The sequence below is a fragment of the uncultured Shimia sp. genome (genome assembly GCF_947498095.1).
Lineage (GTDB): Bacteria > Pseudomonadota > Alphaproteobacteria > Rhodobacterales > Rhodobacteraceae > Shimia.
This window is the reverse complement of the sequence record NZ_CANMJE010000016.1, coordinates 22,501-39,586: the sequence shown is the minus strand read 5'-3', so window position 1 is coordinate 39,586 and position 17,086 is coordinate 22,501. Positions and strand designations below refer to the sequence as shown.

Annotated in this window: 19 protein-coding genes; all 19 read right to left on the bottom strand. The window is 57.4% G+C overall.

What is annotated here, in order from left to right:
• Nucleotides 1-19: 19 nt before the first annotated feature.
• Complete coding sequence (locus tag Q0932_RS18605) at nucleotides 20-811, bottom strand: amino acid ABC transporter ATP-binding protein (RefSeq protein WP_299356424.1); 792 nt, start codon at nucleotides 809-811, stop codon at nucleotides 20-22.
• A gap of 15 nt (nucleotides 812-826) precedes the next feature.
• The gene (locus Q0932_RS18600) at nucleotides 827-2,128 is read right to left on the bottom strand and encodes an amino acid ABC transporter permease (protein ID WP_299356422.1); all 1,302 of its coding nucleotides are present in this window, start codon (nucleotides 2,126-2,128) and stop codon (nucleotides 827-829) included.
• A gap of 1 nt (nucleotide 2,129) precedes the next feature.
• A complete protein-coding gene (locus tag Q0932_RS18595) occupies nucleotides 2,130-3,398 on the bottom strand; it encodes an ABC transporter permease subunit (RefSeq protein ID WP_299356420.1) in 1,269 nt (422 codons plus the stop codon).
• Nucleotides 3,399-3,518: 120 nt separating this feature from the next.
• On the bottom strand, nucleotides 3,519-4,535 hold the full coding sequence (locus Q0932_RS18590; RefSeq protein WP_299356418.1) for an amino acid ABC transporter substrate-binding protein: 1,017 nt from the start codon (nucleotides 4,533-4,535) through the stop codon (nucleotides 3,519-3,521).
• 215 nt (nucleotides 4,536-4,750) lie between these two features.
• Nucleotides 4,751-5,461, bottom strand: coding sequence for an ATP12 family protein (locus Q0932_RS18585; protein ID WP_299356416.1), 711 nt, complete (start codon nucleotides 5,459-5,461; stop codon nucleotides 4,751-4,753).
• A 4-nt stretch (nucleotides 5,462-5,465) separates the two neighbouring features.
• Nucleotides 5,466-6,137, bottom strand: a complete 672-nt coding sequence (locus tag Q0932_RS18580) for an HAD-IA family hydrolase (RefSeq protein ID WP_299356414.1) — start codon at nucleotides 6,135-6,137, stop codon at nucleotides 5,466-5,468.
• Complete coding sequence (locus Q0932_RS18575; protein ID WP_299356412.1) at nucleotides 6,134-7,177, bottom strand: RluA family pseudouridine synthase; 1,044 nt, start codon at nucleotides 7,175-7,177, stop codon at nucleotides 6,134-6,136. Before Q0932_RS18575 ends, Q0932_RS18580 begins: the two co-directional genes overlap by 4 nt.
• Nucleotides 7,174-7,551, bottom strand: coding sequence for a fluoride efflux transporter CrcB (gene crcB, locus Q0932_RS18570; protein WP_299356464.1), 378 nt, complete (start codon nucleotides 7,549-7,551; stop codon nucleotides 7,174-7,176). Before crcB ends, Q0932_RS18575 begins: the two co-directional genes overlap by 4 nt.
• A 113-nt stretch (nucleotides 7,552-7,664) precedes the next feature.
• On the bottom strand, nucleotides 7,665-8,975 hold the full coding sequence (locus Q0932_RS18565; protein ID WP_299356410.1) for a replication-associated recombination protein A: 1,311 nt from the start codon (nucleotides 8,973-8,975) through the stop codon (nucleotides 7,665-7,667).
• The gene (locus tag Q0932_RS18560) at nucleotides 8,975-10,357 is read right to left on the bottom strand and encodes a trypsin-like peptidase domain-containing protein (protein ID WP_299356408.1); all 1,383 of its coding nucleotides are present in this window, start codon (nucleotides 10,355-10,357) and stop codon (nucleotides 8,975-8,977) included. Before Q0932_RS18560 ends, Q0932_RS18565 begins: the two co-directional genes overlap by 1 nt.
• A gap of 63 nt (nucleotides 10,358-10,420) precedes the next feature.
• On the bottom strand, nucleotides 10,421-11,476 hold the full coding sequence (locus Q0932_RS18555; protein ID WP_299356407.1) for a TauD/TfdA family dioxygenase: 1,056 nt from the start codon (nucleotides 11,474-11,476) through the stop codon (nucleotides 10,421-10,423).
• Between the two features lie 147 nt (nucleotides 11,477-11,623).
• Nucleotides 11,624-12,046 carry a 50S ribosomal protein L17 gene (rplQ, locus tag Q0932_RS18550; RefSeq protein ID WP_299356406.1) on the bottom strand — a complete coding sequence of 141 codons (423 nt, stop codon included), beginning with the start codon at nucleotides 12,044-12,046 and terminating at the stop codon, nucleotides 11,624-11,626.
• 145 nt (nucleotides 12,047-12,191) lie between these two features.
• A complete protein-coding gene (locus Q0932_RS18545; RefSeq protein WP_299356405.1) occupies nucleotides 12,192-13,208 on the bottom strand; it encodes a DNA-directed RNA polymerase subunit alpha in 1,017 nt (338 codons plus the stop codon).
• A gap of 114 nt (nucleotides 13,209-13,322) precedes the next feature.
• On the bottom strand, nucleotides 13,323-13,712 hold the full coding sequence (rpsK, locus tag Q0932_RS18540) for a 30S ribosomal protein S11 (protein ID WP_299356403.1): 390 nt from the start codon (nucleotides 13,710-13,712) through the stop codon (nucleotides 13,323-13,325).
• Between the two features lie 15 nt (nucleotides 13,713-13,727).
• Complete coding sequence (gene rpsM, locus Q0932_RS18535) at nucleotides 13,728-14,096, bottom strand: 30S ribosomal protein S13 (protein WP_299356401.1); 369 nt, start codon at nucleotides 14,094-14,096, stop codon at nucleotides 13,728-13,730.
• Nucleotides 14,097-14,288: 192 nt separating this feature from the next.
• The gene (locus Q0932_RS18530) at nucleotides 14,289-14,489 is read right to left on the bottom strand and encodes a hypothetical protein (protein ID WP_299356400.1); all 201 of its coding nucleotides are present in this window, start codon (nucleotides 14,487-14,489) and stop codon (nucleotides 14,289-14,291) included.
• On the bottom strand, nucleotides 14,489-15,064 hold the full coding sequence (locus Q0932_RS18525) for an adenylate kinase (RefSeq protein WP_299356398.1): 576 nt from the start codon (nucleotides 15,062-15,064) through the stop codon (nucleotides 14,489-14,491). Before Q0932_RS18525 ends, Q0932_RS18530 begins: the two co-directional genes overlap by 1 nt.
• Nucleotides 15,061-16,425, bottom strand: a complete 1,365-nt coding sequence (gene secY, locus Q0932_RS18520; protein WP_299356396.1) for a preprotein translocase subunit SecY — start codon at nucleotides 16,423-16,425, stop codon at nucleotides 15,061-15,063. The genes Q0932_RS18525 and secY overlap by 4 nt, the downstream gene beginning before the upstream one ends.
• 106 nt (nucleotides 16,426-16,531) lie before the next feature.
• Nucleotides 16,532-17,005, bottom strand: a complete 474-nt coding sequence (rplO, locus tag Q0932_RS18515; RefSeq protein WP_299356394.1) for a 50S ribosomal protein L15 — start codon at nucleotides 17,003-17,005, stop codon at nucleotides 16,532-16,534.
• Between the last annotated feature and the right edge of the window lie 81 nt (nucleotides 17,006-17,086).

Here is a 17,086-nt window from a genome sequence, read left to right as displayed (position 1 = left end):
AAGCTTACTTTTGTAAAACTTAGTGACCGAGGATCTGGCTGAGGAACAGCTTGGTCCGGTCGCTTTGTGGGTTGTTGAAGAACTCTTCCGGCTCGTTCTGCTCCACAATCTGGCCCGCGTCCATAAAGATCACGCGGTTCGCCACCTGACGGGCAAAGCCCATCTCGTGGGTCACGCAGAGCATGGTCATGCCCTCTTCGGCCAGTTCGATCATGGTGTCGAGCACCTCTTTGATCATCTCCGGGTCAAGTGCCGAGGTCGGTTCATCAAACAGCATGATGCGCGGACGCATGCAAAGCGAACGAGCAATCGCCACACGCTGCTGCTGACCACCGGACAGCTGACCGGGATACTTGTCGGCCTGTTCAGGGATCTTCACCTTTTCAAGGAAGTGCATCGCCGTTTCTTCGGCCTCTTTGCGAGGCGTCTTGCGGACCCAAATCGGGGCCAGCGTCAGATTTTCCAGAATGCTGAGATGCGGGAACAGGTTGAAGTGTTGGAACACCATGCCCACCTCACGACGAATTTTGTCGATGTTCTTGAGGTCGTTGGACAGTTCGGTTCCATCAACGATGATCCGGCCCTGCTGGTGCTCTTCCAGCGCGTTCAGGCAGCGGATCAGGGTCGACTTACCGGAACCCGAAGGTCCGGCAATCACGATCCGTTCACCCTGATTAACCGTCAGATTGATGTCGCGCAGCACGTGAAACGTACCGTACCACTTGTTCATGTTTGTGATTTCAATCGCGACCTCATCAGAGACCTGCATTTTGGAGCGATCGATTTCGCGAGATGTTGCAAGTTCAGACATGTGCAGAACTCCTTATTAGTGGCCAGTCTTGAGGCGACGCTCAAGATACATGGAATAGCGGGACATCGAGAAACAGACGACGAAGAACAAGAGCGCGATAAACGCGAACAGTTCCCAATAGATGCCGTTCCAGGCGGTATCTGCCCGGATCGCATGCGTCAGTCCGATCACATCGAACAAGCCGATGATCGACACAAGTGTGGTGTCTTTGAAAACCCCGATGAAGGTACTGACGATCCCTGGAATAGAGATTTTCAGAGCTTGTGGCATGATGATCAGCCGCTGCGATTGCCAGTAATCCAGACCGAGACTGTCGGCCCCTTCGTACTGACCGCGTGGCAGCGCCGCCAAACCACCCCGGATCACCTCGGCCATATAGGCAGAAGCAAACAGTGTCACCATGATCATCACCCGCAGGATGATGTCAAAGTTTGAGCCGGGTGGCAGGAAGATGTTGAGCAGCAGCGAGGCCACAAACAACAGCGTGATCAGGGGCACACCGCGAATAAACTCGATGAAGCACACACACAGCCATTTCACGATCGGCAGGTGCGATTGCCGCCCCAAGGCCAGAACAATCCCGATGGGCAACGAGCAGCCAATGGCCACAACACCCAAAAGGATCGCCAGCATGAAGCCACCGAACTGGCGCGACTGCACTGACTCAAGCGCAAATGGCAAGATTGCATCCAAGGCGCCTGCAAAGACGCCGGCGAGGAGTACCCACCAGATCAGAGCTGACACTACGGCTGCGATCAGGGCAATCAGTTCACCCATTGCGTTTGTTGCGTATTTCAAGACCATGAAACCGACGACAAAACCAAGCGCAATGCTCACCGGACCCCAGACAGATCCGCCCCACATCAGCCAAGGCATGATGAAAGGATAGATCGCCGTTACGATCAGTAGCTTCGAGGACACGCGATCTGCGAACAGGATCGGTGCTAAGGCCGCAACCAAAAGAACCAGTGCCAGAATAGGACGCCAGTACAGTTCGGGTGGGTAGAAGCCGAACAAGAGCTGCAGCCAACGTTCGTTGATCACCGCCCAGCAGGCGTGCCCATGTGTACTGCCCCAGTTGGCCAGCATGATTTCCCGGCACTCATTCAGAGATTCCGCATTCCAGACAGACTGGAACACATAGGGGATCAAAACCGACAACACGCCATAGATCGCCAGCAACGAAATTACCGTCAGGATCGAGTTGATCCATCCCGAGAACAGGTTGTGACGCAACCAGCCAACGACGCCGATTTCCGAGGCCGGAGGGGCCTGCTCGGGCAACATTTCTGTGCGTACAAAAGAGAGATCGCTCATATTACCGCTCCACCAATTCGACGCGTTTGTTGTACCAGTTCATCACGGCTGAAATCAGCAAGCTGATCACCAGATAAACCAACATCAAAAGCAGAACACATTCCAACTCGCGGCCCGTTTGGTTCAGCGTGACGCCGCCCAACGTGCCGGTGAGATCGAAATAACCAACCGCAATGGCCAAGGACGAGTTCTTGGTCAGGTTGAGGTAGTTCGAAATCATCGGAGGGATGATGACCCGAAGGGCCTGAGGCAGGATCACGAGGCTCATGGTCCGGTTTGGCCGAAGCCCAAGGGCAGCAGCGGCTTCGCTCTGACCTTTGGAAATGGCCATAATGCCACCGCGCACGATCTCGGCGATGAACGCGGCCGTATATAGCGACAAAGCCAGCCACAAAGCGATCAGCGAGTTACGCAAATGGGTGCCACCCTTAAAGTTGAACCCTTTGAGTTCAGGCAGTCCCAGGTGGAACCCCAGTGCGACGAGCAAGGCAATCATGGGCACAAACAGGATACCCAGCTGGATATACCATGTTGTGGGCCGATCGCCGGTTGCTTCCTGCACGGCATTGGCGCGGGCTGTTACCTTGCGCATACCAAAGATGCTCAGAGCCAGAACAACCACAATAGCGATGAGGTCGATTGAAATATCAAACCGCAAACCGGAATCACCAAGAAGATGGATGTTCCCGAGGCTTCTGCTGAACAGTGGCTCGGGGATATAGATCCCGCGGTTGGTGATCGCGACCGAGTCAAACAAGCTCATCGAACTGGTTGCGTTCTCACCGCGGAAGGATTTGATCTTGGGGAGGCTCTCACTCAAAATGGCCCATGCCAGAATGATCCAAAGCAGAACCGGCACGTTGCGGAACATTTCGACGTAAACCGTCATGATCCGGGCAACCAACCAGTTAGATGACAGACGCAGAACGCCCACGATCACACCGATGATTGTGGCGGTGATACACCCGAGCACTGCAACAACGAGCGTGTTCAACAATCCAATCAGCGCAGCGCGCAAATTGATATCACGGCTGGAATAGTCCAGAAGCCGCTGGTTGATGTCATACCCGGCTGGATTGCTCAAAAACTTGAATGAAATCGGTTTGCCAAGAGTATTCAGGTTGATGATCGCGTTGTTGAGCAACCATGCGGCCACCAACATAAAGAAGATCATTGCGACGACCTGAATTGTCATGGAACGATACCGGCTGTCGTATATCAACATAGATAGCCGGAACGACTCCTTAGGAGGGTCGGTCAGTGTAGTCATCTAAGATGTTCCCCGTTGTTCGGCCGGTTTTTTGTTTGGACTTGCTGTCCGTGGCCGATTTTTTTGGAATCATAAAAGTCAAAGGGCGCGAGATGATCTCGCGCCCTTTGGTTTGGTATCTTAACGGAAGGGCGGCGAGTAGATCAGGCCGCCATCGGTCCACTGAGCGTTCAGGCCACGGGCCAGACCGATCGGAGTGTTTTCACCGATGTTCTTCTCAAACAGCTCACCATAGTTGCCGCCAGCCATGATGGCTGCTTTGGCCCAGTCAGCCGACAGACCCAGCATTTCGCCCAGGTTACCTTCGGTACCCAAGAGACGGTTCACTTCAGGATTGTTGGTGCCGCTCGACATCTCACCAACATTGGCCGAGCTTACGCCCAGCTCTTCTGCAGTGATCAGCGCGTTCAGCGTCCAGCGAATCACGTCACCCCAGTTGTCGTCGCCATGACGAACAAGCGGACCGAGTGGCTCTTTCGAGATGATTTCTGGCAGCAGAACGTGTGCACCTGGATCTTCGAAGGTTGCGCGGGTTGCCGCGAGGCCCGAAGCGTCGGTGGTGTAAACGTCACAGGCACCAGCCAGATACTGCTGTTGACCTTCTGCGTTGGTTTCAATCGGAACCGGCTCGTAGCTGATGTTGTTGGCGCGGAAGAAGTCCGCGAGGTTCAGCTCGGTGGTGGTGCCGGTCTGGATACAAACGGTCGCGCCGTCCAGATCCTTAGCCGAGGACACACCCAGTTCGGATGGAACCATAAAGCCCTGACCGTCATAGTAGTTCACGCCAACGAAAGTGAACTTGAGGTCCACGTCGCGCGAGAAAGTCCATGTGGTGTTACGCGCCAGCATATCGATCTCACCCGAGGCGAGAGCGGTAAAGCGGGTTTTACCAGTGGTCGGAACGAATTCAACGGCAGCCGGGTCGCCCAGGACAGCAGCAGCAACAGCACGGCAGACACCTACGTCAAAGCCATCCCATTTGCCGTTTGCGTCCGGCGCAGCAAAGCCGACTAGGCCGGTGGTTACGCCGCAGTTCAGCTTGCCACGGGCTTTCACGTCATCCAGCGTGCCAGCAGCAGCCGCGCCAGCCGCAAGGCCAGCGACAGTCAGCGCACCAAAAATTACGGATTTTTTCATATTTACCTCTTCCTGATGGTACACCCTTTTTGGGTGTTTACTTACCGGTCGAGTGAGACCGGATGGGTTACGCAAAGGGTGCTCCCCCCCTTACAAGTGCTCAGTTTGGGCGGATTCATCGCAAAACGTCAAGGGCAGTATCACCGATTTCAATCATTCCGCGCAGGAATCCTTGCGAGATCACTCGCTAGGATTCAACTATATGAAAATGCACATTATTTTTGCGCCAAAAGAAAGAATCGGTCGGCGTGCAAAAACGCCTGATGCTTGACCTCGGCTTGGGCTGCCGCTTCGTCATCTGCACCCCATTGTTCTTCCTGCCAGGTTTCGTCCAGTCGCGACAGGGTCCAAAGGCCCTCAATCGGGCGTGCTGCATGCACCGCAGCAAAGCCCAGAATCAGTGATCCGGACAGGCTGACAAGGTCGTGAAATGCCGCCAATTCAAAGTTGTTCAGGGCATGAACCTGTGCACTCAGGTGGCTGAGGGTTTCGATCTCTTGCGCCTCGTGCATCACGCCACTCACAGTCTTCAATCGTGCGCCCAGCGCGTCCTCGGCCCAATCCAGCATTGGATCCCATTGTTCGGCCTGGCGCGCCACCAATTCCACCGGCCCCGTAGCCCGGTAGCACAACAGGTCTGACCCGCCATATTCGGCCAGCATATCCGCCACTTCGCCATGCTGATGCGCCACCTTGTCGATGGCTGCATTAGCAGATCGTGTCACTGGCATGGTGGTAGGATCAATTTTTTCACCCTGTGCCTGCCATTCTGCGGCGATCGCTTCAGCCATCGCGCGGGTTGGCACGGTCAACGGCGCTTTGGCCGGCGTTTTAACCCGGCGCCCGTCCAATTCCACGGCAAAACCACCATCGACTTCGGCAATGCCTGCTTGCGTCCAGAACCGCTTTTGTGCCCAACCACTCATCTCATTATCCCCAGATATTCTTCAAGGCAGCCGGTAGGGCCGCAAAGCGGTCAATCACCACCTCTGCCGCCGACAGTGCTGTGCGGTCATGATACCCCCAGCTTACCCTAATGCCCGTGAAGCCCGCCGCGCGGGCCATGTCCATATCAAAACTTGTATCGCCCACCATCACCGCCTGCTGTGGCGCCACACCGGTTTCGGCCAAAGCGGCCTGCAACATCGATGGATGCGGTTTCGAAGGGTGGAAATCAGCCACCTGCTGGGTCACGAACACGTCTTGCAGCCCGTGACCTTCCAACAGTTTGTCTAATCCCCGGCGTGATTTTCCCGTCGCAACGCCCAAAACCAGATCAGAGCGTGCATTCAGCTGCGCCAAAACCTCGGCCGCGCCGGGATAGAGCGGTGACGATTCTGCAGCGCCACGCTCAATCCGCAACTGCATGTAAGACGCCTTGTATGCATCCTCGAGCGCGTGATGTGCTTCACGGTCTGCGTCCGGAGCAAGCCGGGGCATCGCTACGTTAAGCGAGAGGCCCACAATGCTCAGGATCTCATCCTGTGACGGCAAGGCAAGCCCAACGGCCTCAAACGCGGCGGCCATTGCGGCAAGGATATCCGCCTGGCTGTCCACCAAGGTTCCGTCCACGTCAAACACCACAAGGCGCAGGTTGGTCATCTGAGGTTCTCGAAAGGATCGTCAGCAGCCAGATCAACAGTCCAGCCAAAGGTTTCGAACGTATGGGCAATATGCTCTGGCAGGGGTGCAGTCACGGTCAAGGGTTTGCGCGTTTCGGGATGCTCAAACGTCATGCTGCGCGCGTGCAGATGCAGCTTGTTTGAGATGATCCCGCCCATTTTGGACCCCCAGCCATCCCCCATGTTTTCCTGTGCGGACCCGCCGTATTTGCCATCCCCGGCAATCGGATGGCCAATCTCGGCCATATGTGCACGCAGCTGGTGCGTTCGACCGGTGATCGGCTCCATCGCCACCCAGGCCGCACGGCTCGCCACCCGGTACAGCGTGGCATATTGCGTGATCGCACGTTTGGCACCCGGGGTGCTGTCCACCTCGCGCGGGTGCACGCAGATCATCTTTTCGCCTTCACCACGGCGGCCATGACCACCGGCTTTGACCAGCCCATATTTAATCTCACCCAGATAGGGCGTCGGCACGCCGGCCACGACGGCCCAGTAAATCTTGCGGGTTTCTTTGTGGCGAATTGCGGCCGTCAATGCCTGTGCTGCTGCGCGGGTCCGTGCCAAGAGCAGCACGCCCGAAGTGTCCTTGTCCAACCGGTGCACCAGCCGGGGTTTTTCGTCAAACTCAAAGGTCAGCGCCTCAGCCAGCCCATCCACATGGCGGGTTTGCTTGCTGCCGCCTTGTGTTGCCAGCCCGGCCGGTTTGTTCAGCGCAATCACGTGATCGTCCATATAGATCACAGCGTCGCGGATCATGCGGGCATCTGCTTCAGAGACACGTGTCTGGGGGCGTTCGGCTTGCGAACCTGGATGCGGCAGCGGCGGAATGCGTACCTTTTGCCCGGCCTCAAGACGGGTCGCAGGTTTCACGCGCCCGCCCTCAACACGCAATTCACCCTTGCGGCACATCTTTTCGATCCGCCCTTGGGTCACATGCGGAAACATACGGCGCAACCAGCGGTCCAGACGCTGATCCGCATCTTCTTCCGCCACAATCAGGTTCTGCACACCACTCATGCGATCATTCCTCTCGCAATCCAAAGACCAAGCATCAACGCCGCAACCGACCCGACAACCGAAATCAGAACATAGGCCGCGGCGGCCCCCAACTGACCACGCTCAAACAAGGTAACCGCCTCAAGCGAAAACGCCGAGAAGGTGGTGAACCCCCCCAGAAACCCCGTCATCACCAGAGGCGACAAATGCGTCAGCCCGCGATGCGCGGCCAAGACCACAAAGGCCCCCATCAGAAACGACCCCAGAATGTTCACCGTGATGATCGCCATCGGGAATCCATGCCCGAGGAGCCGGATCACACCGATCCCGGTCAGATAGCGCAAAGCTGCACCAACGGCCCCGCCAAAGGCCACATAAAGAAGGTTCATGAACATCGTGCGTCTGTCACCCGCACCGCCCGGTTTGTCAAGCAATACACCCCGGCTTCTTTTGGCCCCAAATATCCCAGGGTGAATTGGCCCCGCCGGGGCCAAGAGGGGCTGGCCCCTTAACTGTTCCGCTTCAAACGCAACTTGGTGAAGTAGTCCAGCCGCCGCTTTAACTCACGTTCAAACCCGCGCTCAACGGGCTGATACATCACCGGACGCTTCATGCCTTCGGGGAAATAATCCTGCCCCGAAAACCCGTCTTCGGCGTCATGGTCATATTGATAGCCCGCGCCATAGCCCTGCTCGGACATCAGCGATGTCGGGGCGTTCAGGATATGCTTGGGGGGTGGCTCTGAGCCGGTTTTGCGTGCCGAGGCCCGCGCCGCTTTGTAGCCGACATAGACCCCGTTCGATTTTGGGGCCAGCGCGATGTAGACCAGCGCCTGTGCCAGCGCCAATTCGCCCTCGGGGCTGCCCAACCGCTCATACGTTTCCCAGGATTGCAGACAGACCGCCTGTGCCTGCGGATCGGCCAGACCAATATCTTCCACAGCCATGCGGGTGATCCGGCGCGCGAGAAAACGCGGGTCTTCGCCGCCCTCAAGCATGCGGGCAAACCAATAAAGGGCGGCATCCGGATCCGAGCCACGCACCGATTTATGCAGGGCGGAAATCAGGTTGTAGTGCTCATCGCCGGATTTGTCGTACTTGGCCGCCCGCTTCATCAAGCGTTTCGCAAGCGCCTCGGCGTCCAACTTGCCGTCAACCTTCCACGCGGCGACCTGTTCGATCAGGTTCAAGAGCGCCCGCCCGTCGCCATCGGCCATTTCCAACAGCGCCTCGCGGGCGTGCCCGTTCAGCGGCAGCTCCCGGTTCAGGTCTTTTTCGGCGCGTTGAGCCAGACGTTCCAGATCCGCCAGCGCCAGACGTTCAAGCACCAATACCTGCGACCGGCTCAGCACAGCGGCGTTCAGCTCGAAACTCGGGTTCTCGGTTGTCGCCCCCACCAGAAGGATCGTGCCATCTTCCATATGCGGAAGGAACCCGTCTTGCTGGGCTTTGTTAAAGCGATGAATCTCATCCACGAACAATAGCGTGCCCTGCCCGTTCTGGCGCCGGATTTTCGCGGCCTCAAAGACTTTGCGCAGCTCTGGCATACCAGTGAAGATCGCGCTGATCTGCACGAAATGCAGGTTGGTTTCATCCGCCAAGAGCCGCGCAATGGTGGTCTTACCAACCCCCGGAGGCCCCCAGAACACCAAGGACGACAGGCTGCCCGACGCCAGCATCACGCCCAGAGGCGCCTCGGGGCCAAGCACCTGATCCTGTCCGATCACCTCGGCCAGCGTCTTGGGCCGCAAACGATCGGCCAGGGGCCGCGGAGCGGTGTCCGGCACTTTGCCGCCCGGGGTATCAAACAGGTCTGCCATCAGAGCCGGAACCGCGAGACCAGCCGCTGATTGCCGCGCTGAATTTCAATTGTCACCCTGCCGCGGGCTTTGCGCAGCGCATCGCGGGCCTCGGAGGTGGTGCCAACCGCTTGCTCGTCAATCGACAACAGCACATCCCCCGCACGCAATCCCATGCGACCGCCGGTTGGACCGGGATTTTCGATCACCACACCCGCAAGACTGAGCGGCAAACCAAACTGGCCCAGTACCGCCGGGTTGATGTTCGACAGCACCATTTCAGGCACAGAGGACTTGCGACCCGTCGTTACCGTGTCGCGGGCCGGAACCTCTGGCGCATCAATCAGGCGAACCGGCACCACGGACATCTCACCGTCTTTCAAAGCATGCACCTCGACCTCTTGGCCAATCCCAGCCACCGACATGCGAAAGATCATTTCGGCAGGGGTGTTCACCGGTTCTCCGCCCACGTCCAAAATCACGTCTCCCGCCCGGAACCCGGCTTCAAGAAATGGGCTGCGCTCATGCAGCTCCGAGATCACGATGCCTCCCGGCCGCTCCAGCCCCAGCCCTTCGGCCATGTCAGCATCGACGGGCTGGCCGAACATGCCGGCCCAAGGGCGCTGAAACGCGTCCTGTCCGGCACGCGCCTGTTCCACAAATTGCCGCACCAGCGAGGCCGGAATAGCAAATCCAATCCCGTTTGAGCCGCCCGAGCGCGTCAGGATCGAGGTGTTGACCCCAATGAGATCGCCATTGATATCAATCAGCGCCCCACCCGAGTTCCCCGGATTTATCGGAGCGTCTGTTTGCAGGAAATAGCCGCGTGCATTGCCGGTCGCCATGCCTGAACGCGCCAGCCCCGACACGATTCCGCTGCTGACGGTCTGGCCAACCCCGAACGGGTTGCCAACAGCCAAAACAAGTTCACCCACTTCTACCGTGTCGCTGTCTCGCAGACGCAAGAACGGCATGTCACTGGCGCCTTCAAGTTGCAGGATCGCCAGATCGCTTTCCTGATCCGCCAGCAATACCCGCGCGTTATATTCGCGCCGATCATTCAGGTGCACCCGGATGTCGGTCGACATGCCGACCACGTGATAGTTTGACACGACAATGCCATCCGCGGACAGGATCACACCGGACCCCAGCGAGTTCTGAACCCTTGGTCGTGACTGGCCAAAATCGCGAAACAGGTTCTGAAAGAACGGATCCCCGCCAAAGGGGCTGTCACGGACTTCGACCACACGCTTGGCATAGATGTTGACCACAGCCGGGGCCGCTTGTTTGACCAAAGGGGCAAAGCCCAGCGAAATCTCGGCCTGTGACTGCGGAACACGGGTCTCGGCGGTGGCGATGGATGCCAGAGCAATCGTCAGGGCTGTCAGGGTGACACGAAACATGGGCTCTCCTCGTGGTGTTGCTCCAAGGATATGCGAGGCCGCGTCGGGATTTGCAAGGCCGCGTCAGTCCAGCGGCGCGTGCAGCTTGGTCCCCGCTGTGATGATCCCGCCCCGTTGCCCAACCGTAATGTCGCCATAGCGCTGCGTGAAACAACCGGGCAGCTCTCTGTCGCCCTGCGGTGAGAGCCACAGGCGAAACAGATGGCGCCGCCGGGCCGGGTCCGGCCAATCGGTAAACCCGGTACGGTCATGCAGTTGTGCATGGTTGTAAACGAATTGCATGTCACCCGGCTCCAGCCGCATGGTCATATGCAGATCGGGATCATTGGCCAAGGCATCAAACATGTCGAGAGCAGCCACATGCTCTTTGGTCAGTCGCGGAGCATCCGGAAAGCGCTGTGCGCTGTCGATATACTGGCGCTGATAGAACACTGTCAGCTTGCCCTCATGCCAGTTCAGCGGAGGGATTGTCATATAGGGCAACATGCCCTCGGGCACCTCGCCGCGACGGTCGGTGGCAATGGGTTCGAACAGACACTCGAGCAGATCGGGGCGCTCGGCACGCATTCGGTTGTAGATCGCCTCGGCACTGACCAAGAGCGAGTCACCGCCCTCTTGAGCGTCCTGCAGGCATAAGAGCGCAACAATATCCGCGCTGTCGGTGTGAAAGGTCTGACGGTCGTGGGTCTGGTAGATGCGGGTATTGGGATCATTGGCGTCCGCCCCGACATCACGCACGTGGCCCAGTATGTGACCTGCCGCATTCTGCGAGCGAGCTGAGCCCAGATGTGCGCCGACGCCACAAAAAATCGCCGCGGCCATTTCTTGTGAATACCTCGCGATGGGCAATCCGCGCAGCACTTCGAAGCCAATCCCGTGGATTAACGTCTCGCGCATCTTCGAAAGATGCGGTGCAAAGCTGGTCAGCGGAAAGGTGTCTTTGGAGATCTCTCCGATGTCCCGCCCCAGTGAAAGAAAATGCCGCGCTGCCTGTTCCAGATCGGCAATGTCGTCGGGCGCGAGCGAGATCAGCCATGTACCCTGCTGACGTGCCATGTCTTTGCCCTGCCACACGGACGGGCCGGTCAGCACTTCGGGGATGTTTTGCAAAATGCCCATCTTTGGAACCTCCAAGTGTCAGCTTGGAAGAGAGATTGACCAAAATCCACCTAATACTTCAAACGTCCCCTCGAAGAGAACAAGACAAAGAAAAACCCCCGCCTGTGTCCAGACGGGGGCCAAATCACCGGTTTACCCGGGAACTTCTTATTCTTCGGCGTCGACTTCTTCCGCAGCAGCGCGGGCTTTGTCGGCTGCGCCTTTGGCGTCGACGTCGCGATCGACGAATTCGATGATCGCCATCGGCGCCATGTCACCGTAACGGAAACCGGCTTTCATGATGCGAACATAGCCACCCTGACGGTCGGCATAGCGCGGGCCCAAAACGTCGAACAGTTTTGTGACGTACTGATCTTCTTTCAGTTTTGACGCGGCCTGACGGCGGGCGTGCAGGTCACCGCGTTTGGCCAGCGTGATCATCTTTTCGATGATCGGGCGCAGTTCTTTGGCCTTGGGCAGGGTTGTTTTGATTTGCTCATGTTCGATGAGCGAGCCAGCCATGTTGGCAAACAGAGCTTTACGGTGCTCATGTGTCCGGTTCAGGCGGCGGTATCCACGTGCGTGACGCATTTTCTAGTCTCCTAATGTGCCTTCTACAGGCGTTTTTGCTTTGTCTGGCCACTGATGCGTGTCAGCGGCTCTCCTTGGGGCAGATGCCCATGTTTTCCCCGCATTTGCGGGCATTCGCGGGAGGGCTTGCGCCCTCCCGAAAGTCTTAGAACGAGTCTTCGAACTTTTTCGCCAGATCTTCGATGTTGTCCGGCGGCCAGTCCTCGACGTCCATGCCAAGGTGCAGTCCCATGCCCGAAAGCACTTCTTTGATCTCGTTAAGCGATTTGCGGCCGAAGTTCGGAGTGCGCAGCATCTCGGCTTCGGTTTTCTGGATCAGATCGCCAATGTAAACGATGTTGTCGTTCTTGAGGCAGTTGGCCGAGCGAACCGACAGTTCCAGTTCGTCCACTTTCTTCAACAGAAGTGGGTTGAACTCGAGACCATCGTCTTCTTCCTGGCGGCCAGCGGCTTCAGGCTCATCAAAGTTGACGAAGATCGACAGCTGGTCTTGCAGGATGCGCGCGGCGAAAGCCACGGCGTCATCCGGCGTGATCGAACCGTCGGTGTCAATTTTCATGGTCAGCTTGTCATAGTCCAGAACCTGGCCTTCGCGGGTTGGCTGCACGTCATAGCTGACGCGTTTGACCGGCGAATAGATGGCGTCGATCGGGATCAGGCCAATCGGTGCATCTTCGGGCTTGTTCTTGTCAGCCGACACGTAACCTTTGCCGGTGTTGACAGTCAGTTCCATGAACAGGTCCGCGCCATCATCAAGGTGACAGATCACGTGATCCTTGTTGAGGATCTCGATGCCTGCGCTGTCGCTGATGTCACCGGCGGTGACAAGGCCAGGGCCTTTGGCATTGATCGACAGGCGCTTGGGCCCTTCGACTTCCATGCGCAAGGAAACACCCTTCAGGTTCAGGATAATGTCGGTCACGTCTTCGCGCACACCGGCGACAGACGAGAACTCGTGCAGAACGTTGTCGATCTGAACGCTGGTGATGGCAGCGCCTTGCAGGCTCGACATCAGGACGCGACGCAGCGCGTTGCCCAGTGTCAGACCAAAGCCGCGCTCCAGCGGTTCGGCAACCACGGTTGCCTTGCGGGCCGGGTCAGTTCCCGGTTTCACATCCAGCTGTGTCGGCTTGATGAGCTCTGCCCAATTTTTGTGGATCATGCGTCCCTCCATTCTTGTCTGGCCTCCATGTCCGAGAGCGCCAGACTCCCGAGGTTTCAAAATGGCGAACTGGGGCCGTGAAAATCACGCGGCCCCAGACCTAATAAACTATGCTTAAACGCGGCGGCGTTTCGGCGGGCGGCAGCCGTTGTGGGCGATCGGGGTCACATCACGGATCGAGGTGATGTTGAAACCGATTGCAGCCAGGGCGCGCAGAGCCGATTCACGACCCGAACCGGGGCCTTGAACTTCGACTTCCAGCGTCTTGACGCCGTGGTCCTGTGCTTTTTTGCCTGCATCTTCTGCAGCCATCTGAGCAGCATAAGGAGTCGATTTACGCGATCCTTTGAAACCCATGGTGCCAGCCGACGACCAGGCAATCGCGTTGCCTTGAACGTCCGAAATCAGGATCTTGGTGTTGTTAAACGACGAGTTAACGTGCGCAACACCGGATGCGATGTTCTTACGTTCTTTTTTCTTCGTGCGAGTCTTTTCACGTGCCATTGATCAAACCCTCCCTTACTTCTTCTTACCAGCAATGGCCTTTGCAGGGCCTTTGCGGGTGCGAGCGTTGGTGTGGGTGCGCTGACCGCGGACAGGCAGGTTGCGACGATGGCGCAGGCCACGGTAGCAGCCAAGGTCCATCAGGCGCTTGATGTTCATCTGAGTCTCACGACGCAGGTCACCTTCGACGGTGTAGTTGGCGTCGATGTGCTCACGGATGGCCAGAACTTCTGCATCGCTCAGTTCGTTGATACGGCGCGAGGCGTCGATCTTAACAGAGTCGCAGATTTCTTTGGCCGATGTATGGCCAATACCAGTGATATAAGTCAGGGCGATCGGGACCCGTTTGTGGGTCGGGATGTTTACGCCGGCAATACGTGCCACGTGTCACTTTCCTTTTCGTTGCGGTTCCGTAGTTCCGGAACCTTTTTTCACAACGTAAGCCCGACGCAGTTCGCGATCGGGCCTCAGCTGATTCAGGTGATCTTGCTTGCGGGGTGCGACCCCTTGGGCAATGTGATTCTCTCAATAGAGATAGCGCGGTTTATGGGGATTTTCTTAGGGCGTCAAGAGCTATCAATCACACTGTTCGGAACGCGCGATATCATCAATGATATATGTCGCCGAGTCCGGTTTCAGGCAGCGGTTGGCATACTGTCTGAAAAAGTGGCCAAACACCAACAGCCCGATCAGGCACAAGAGGCCGATGCCGCCAAAAATAAAAAAGAGCCGCTTACCCAAGCCGCTCTTTTCATGTCCTCCGGTGTCAGGATCCATTATCCCAATACACCCGCGATCTCGGCCCTGACTTCGGCGATCTGGCCCAGACCGTCGACGCCCTGAAGCTGACCTTTGGCATAGTAATAGCCGATCAGCGGCGAGGTCTGTTTGTAGTAAGCCATCAGGCGCACCTTGAGGCTTTCGGCGTTGTCATCCGCACGCGCCGTTCCACCGGCGGCAACCGCTTCTTTGGCGCGGTTGACGATGCGGTCGACCAGTACGTCATCGTTGACCTGCAGTTCGATCACGTGATCCAGGCTCTCGCCCATCTCGTCCAGAAGCTGGCCCAGTGCGTCGGCTTGCGCCAAGGTGCGGGGGAAGCCGTCAAAGATAAAACCGCCCTGCTTGTCGCCCTCGAGCTTTTCACGGATCAGGCCAATCACGATCTCGTCGGTGACAAGATCGCCGCGCGCCATAACATCTGCCACGACCTTACCCATTTCGGTGCCGCTGTCCTTGGCAGCCCGCAGCATATCGCCGGTGCTGAGCTGGATCATGTTGCGGTCGTCCACGAGGTGTTGGGCTTGTGTGCCCTTCCCCGCGCCGGGTGGTCCAAGCAGAATAATGTTCATCGGCGTGCCGGTCCTTTACGCTTGCGCTTGCTGCGGCCTTTACCGGACAACTGCGACTTTTCGATCAGGCCTTCGTATTGGTGGGCCAAGAGATGGCTCTGAACTTGTTGGATGGTGTCCATCGTCACCGACACAACAATCAGAACCGAAGTCCCGCCAAAATAGAAGGGGATCGCGAACTGGCCACGAAGAATCTCAGGAAGGAGACAAACTGCCGCAAGGTAGGCCGCGCCCAGCGCCAGAACCCGGTTCACAACATACTCAAGATACTCGGCGGTTTTCTTGCCGGGGCGAATGCCCGGAACAAAGCCGTTCTGGTTCTTGAGGTTGTCGGCAACTTCTTCGGGTTTGAACGACACGTTGAACGTATAGAAATAGGCGAAGAACACGATCATCGCTGTAAAGAACAAGAGATAGAGCGGTTGACCGGGGCCGAAGTAGGCCAGGATGGTCGACATGATCGGGCCTGTTGAGGCGCCAGAAAAGGTCGAGATCGTGGTGGGCAACAGCAACAGCGACGATGCAAAGATCGCCGGGATCACGCCTGCGGGGTTCACTTTAACCGGCAGGTGCGACGAGCCGCCATCATAGACTTTCATGCCAACCTGACGACGCGGGTATTGGATATGCACCTTGCGAAGCGCGCGTTCCATAAAGACCACAAAGGCAATGAGCCCCACCATCATCACCATCACGCCGATAATCACGCCGGGGCTGATCGCGCCGGAACGACCCGAAACAAAGAACTGAGCCAAGGCAGCTGGGACTTCGGCGATGATGCCGACAAAGATGATCAGCGAAATACCATTGCCGATTCCGCGTGCGGTGATCTGCTCACCCAGCCACATCAGGAACATGGTGCCGCCAACGAGGGTAATCATACAGGCGATGCGGAAGAACATGCCCGGATCGGTCACCAACTCACCAGCCTCAAGCGAGACGGCAAGGCCGTAGGACTGCAACGTCGCAAGGGCCACGGTGCCAAATCGGGTGTATTGGTTGATTTTCTTGCGACCCTGCTCGCCCTCTTTCTTGAGTTGCTCAAGCGCAGGCACCATCGAGGTCAAAAGCTGTACGATGATCGAGGCCGAAATATAGGGCATAATGCCCAGAGCAAAGATACCCATGCGTCCCAGCGCACCGCCGGTGAACATGGTTAGCATACCGCCAATACCGGCCGCCGCATCGTCCATAAATTCACGCAGCGCAACGCCGTCGATACCGGGAACCGGGATAAACGTCCCGAGGCGGTAAACGATCAGCAGGCCCAGCGTGAACAGGATACGATTGCGAAGATCGGTGGCTTTACTTAGGGCTGCCCAGCTTGTGTTGGCGGCCATTTGCTCTGCTGCAGATACCATTCGGATCTCTCTTAAACTGGAAACGCCGCCAAAACCGTTTTCCGGTTCGGCGGCGTTTGGAAAACTAGGAGTGTATGTAAGGGGCGCGAGGCCCGCTCACAACCTCTTATTCTGCCGCAGCCGCGGCAGCCACTTTCAACGAACCGCCTGCTTTTTCGACGGCTTCAACAGCCGACTTGGAAGCACCGGTTACTTCGATGTTCAACTTGGCAGAAACTTCGCCTTTGGCCAGAACACGGATGCCGTCCAGCTTGCGACGTACAACACCGGTTTCGACCAGAACGTCTTCGGTGATGGCGGCTTTGGCGTCGAGAGTTCCGTTGTCAACGAATTTCTGGATCAGGCCCAGGTTGATAACGGCGAATTTTTTGCGGTTCGGCTTGTTAAAGCCACGCTTAGGCAGACGTTGGTAGAGGGGCATCTGGCCGCCTTCATACCCGTTGATCGCAACACCCGAACGCGACTTTTGACCTTTGATACCACGGCCACCGGTTTTACCTTTGCCCGAACCCGGACCACGGCCAACACGTGTGCGTTTCTTGGTTGCGCCGTCGTTATCGCGCAGTTCATGAAGTTTCATTTCGCTTCTCCTTTGCCGGATGTGACCCCCGAAGCGTTAACGGGCCAACCACGGCGTTTCTTGATTTTGATTCTCGTGGCG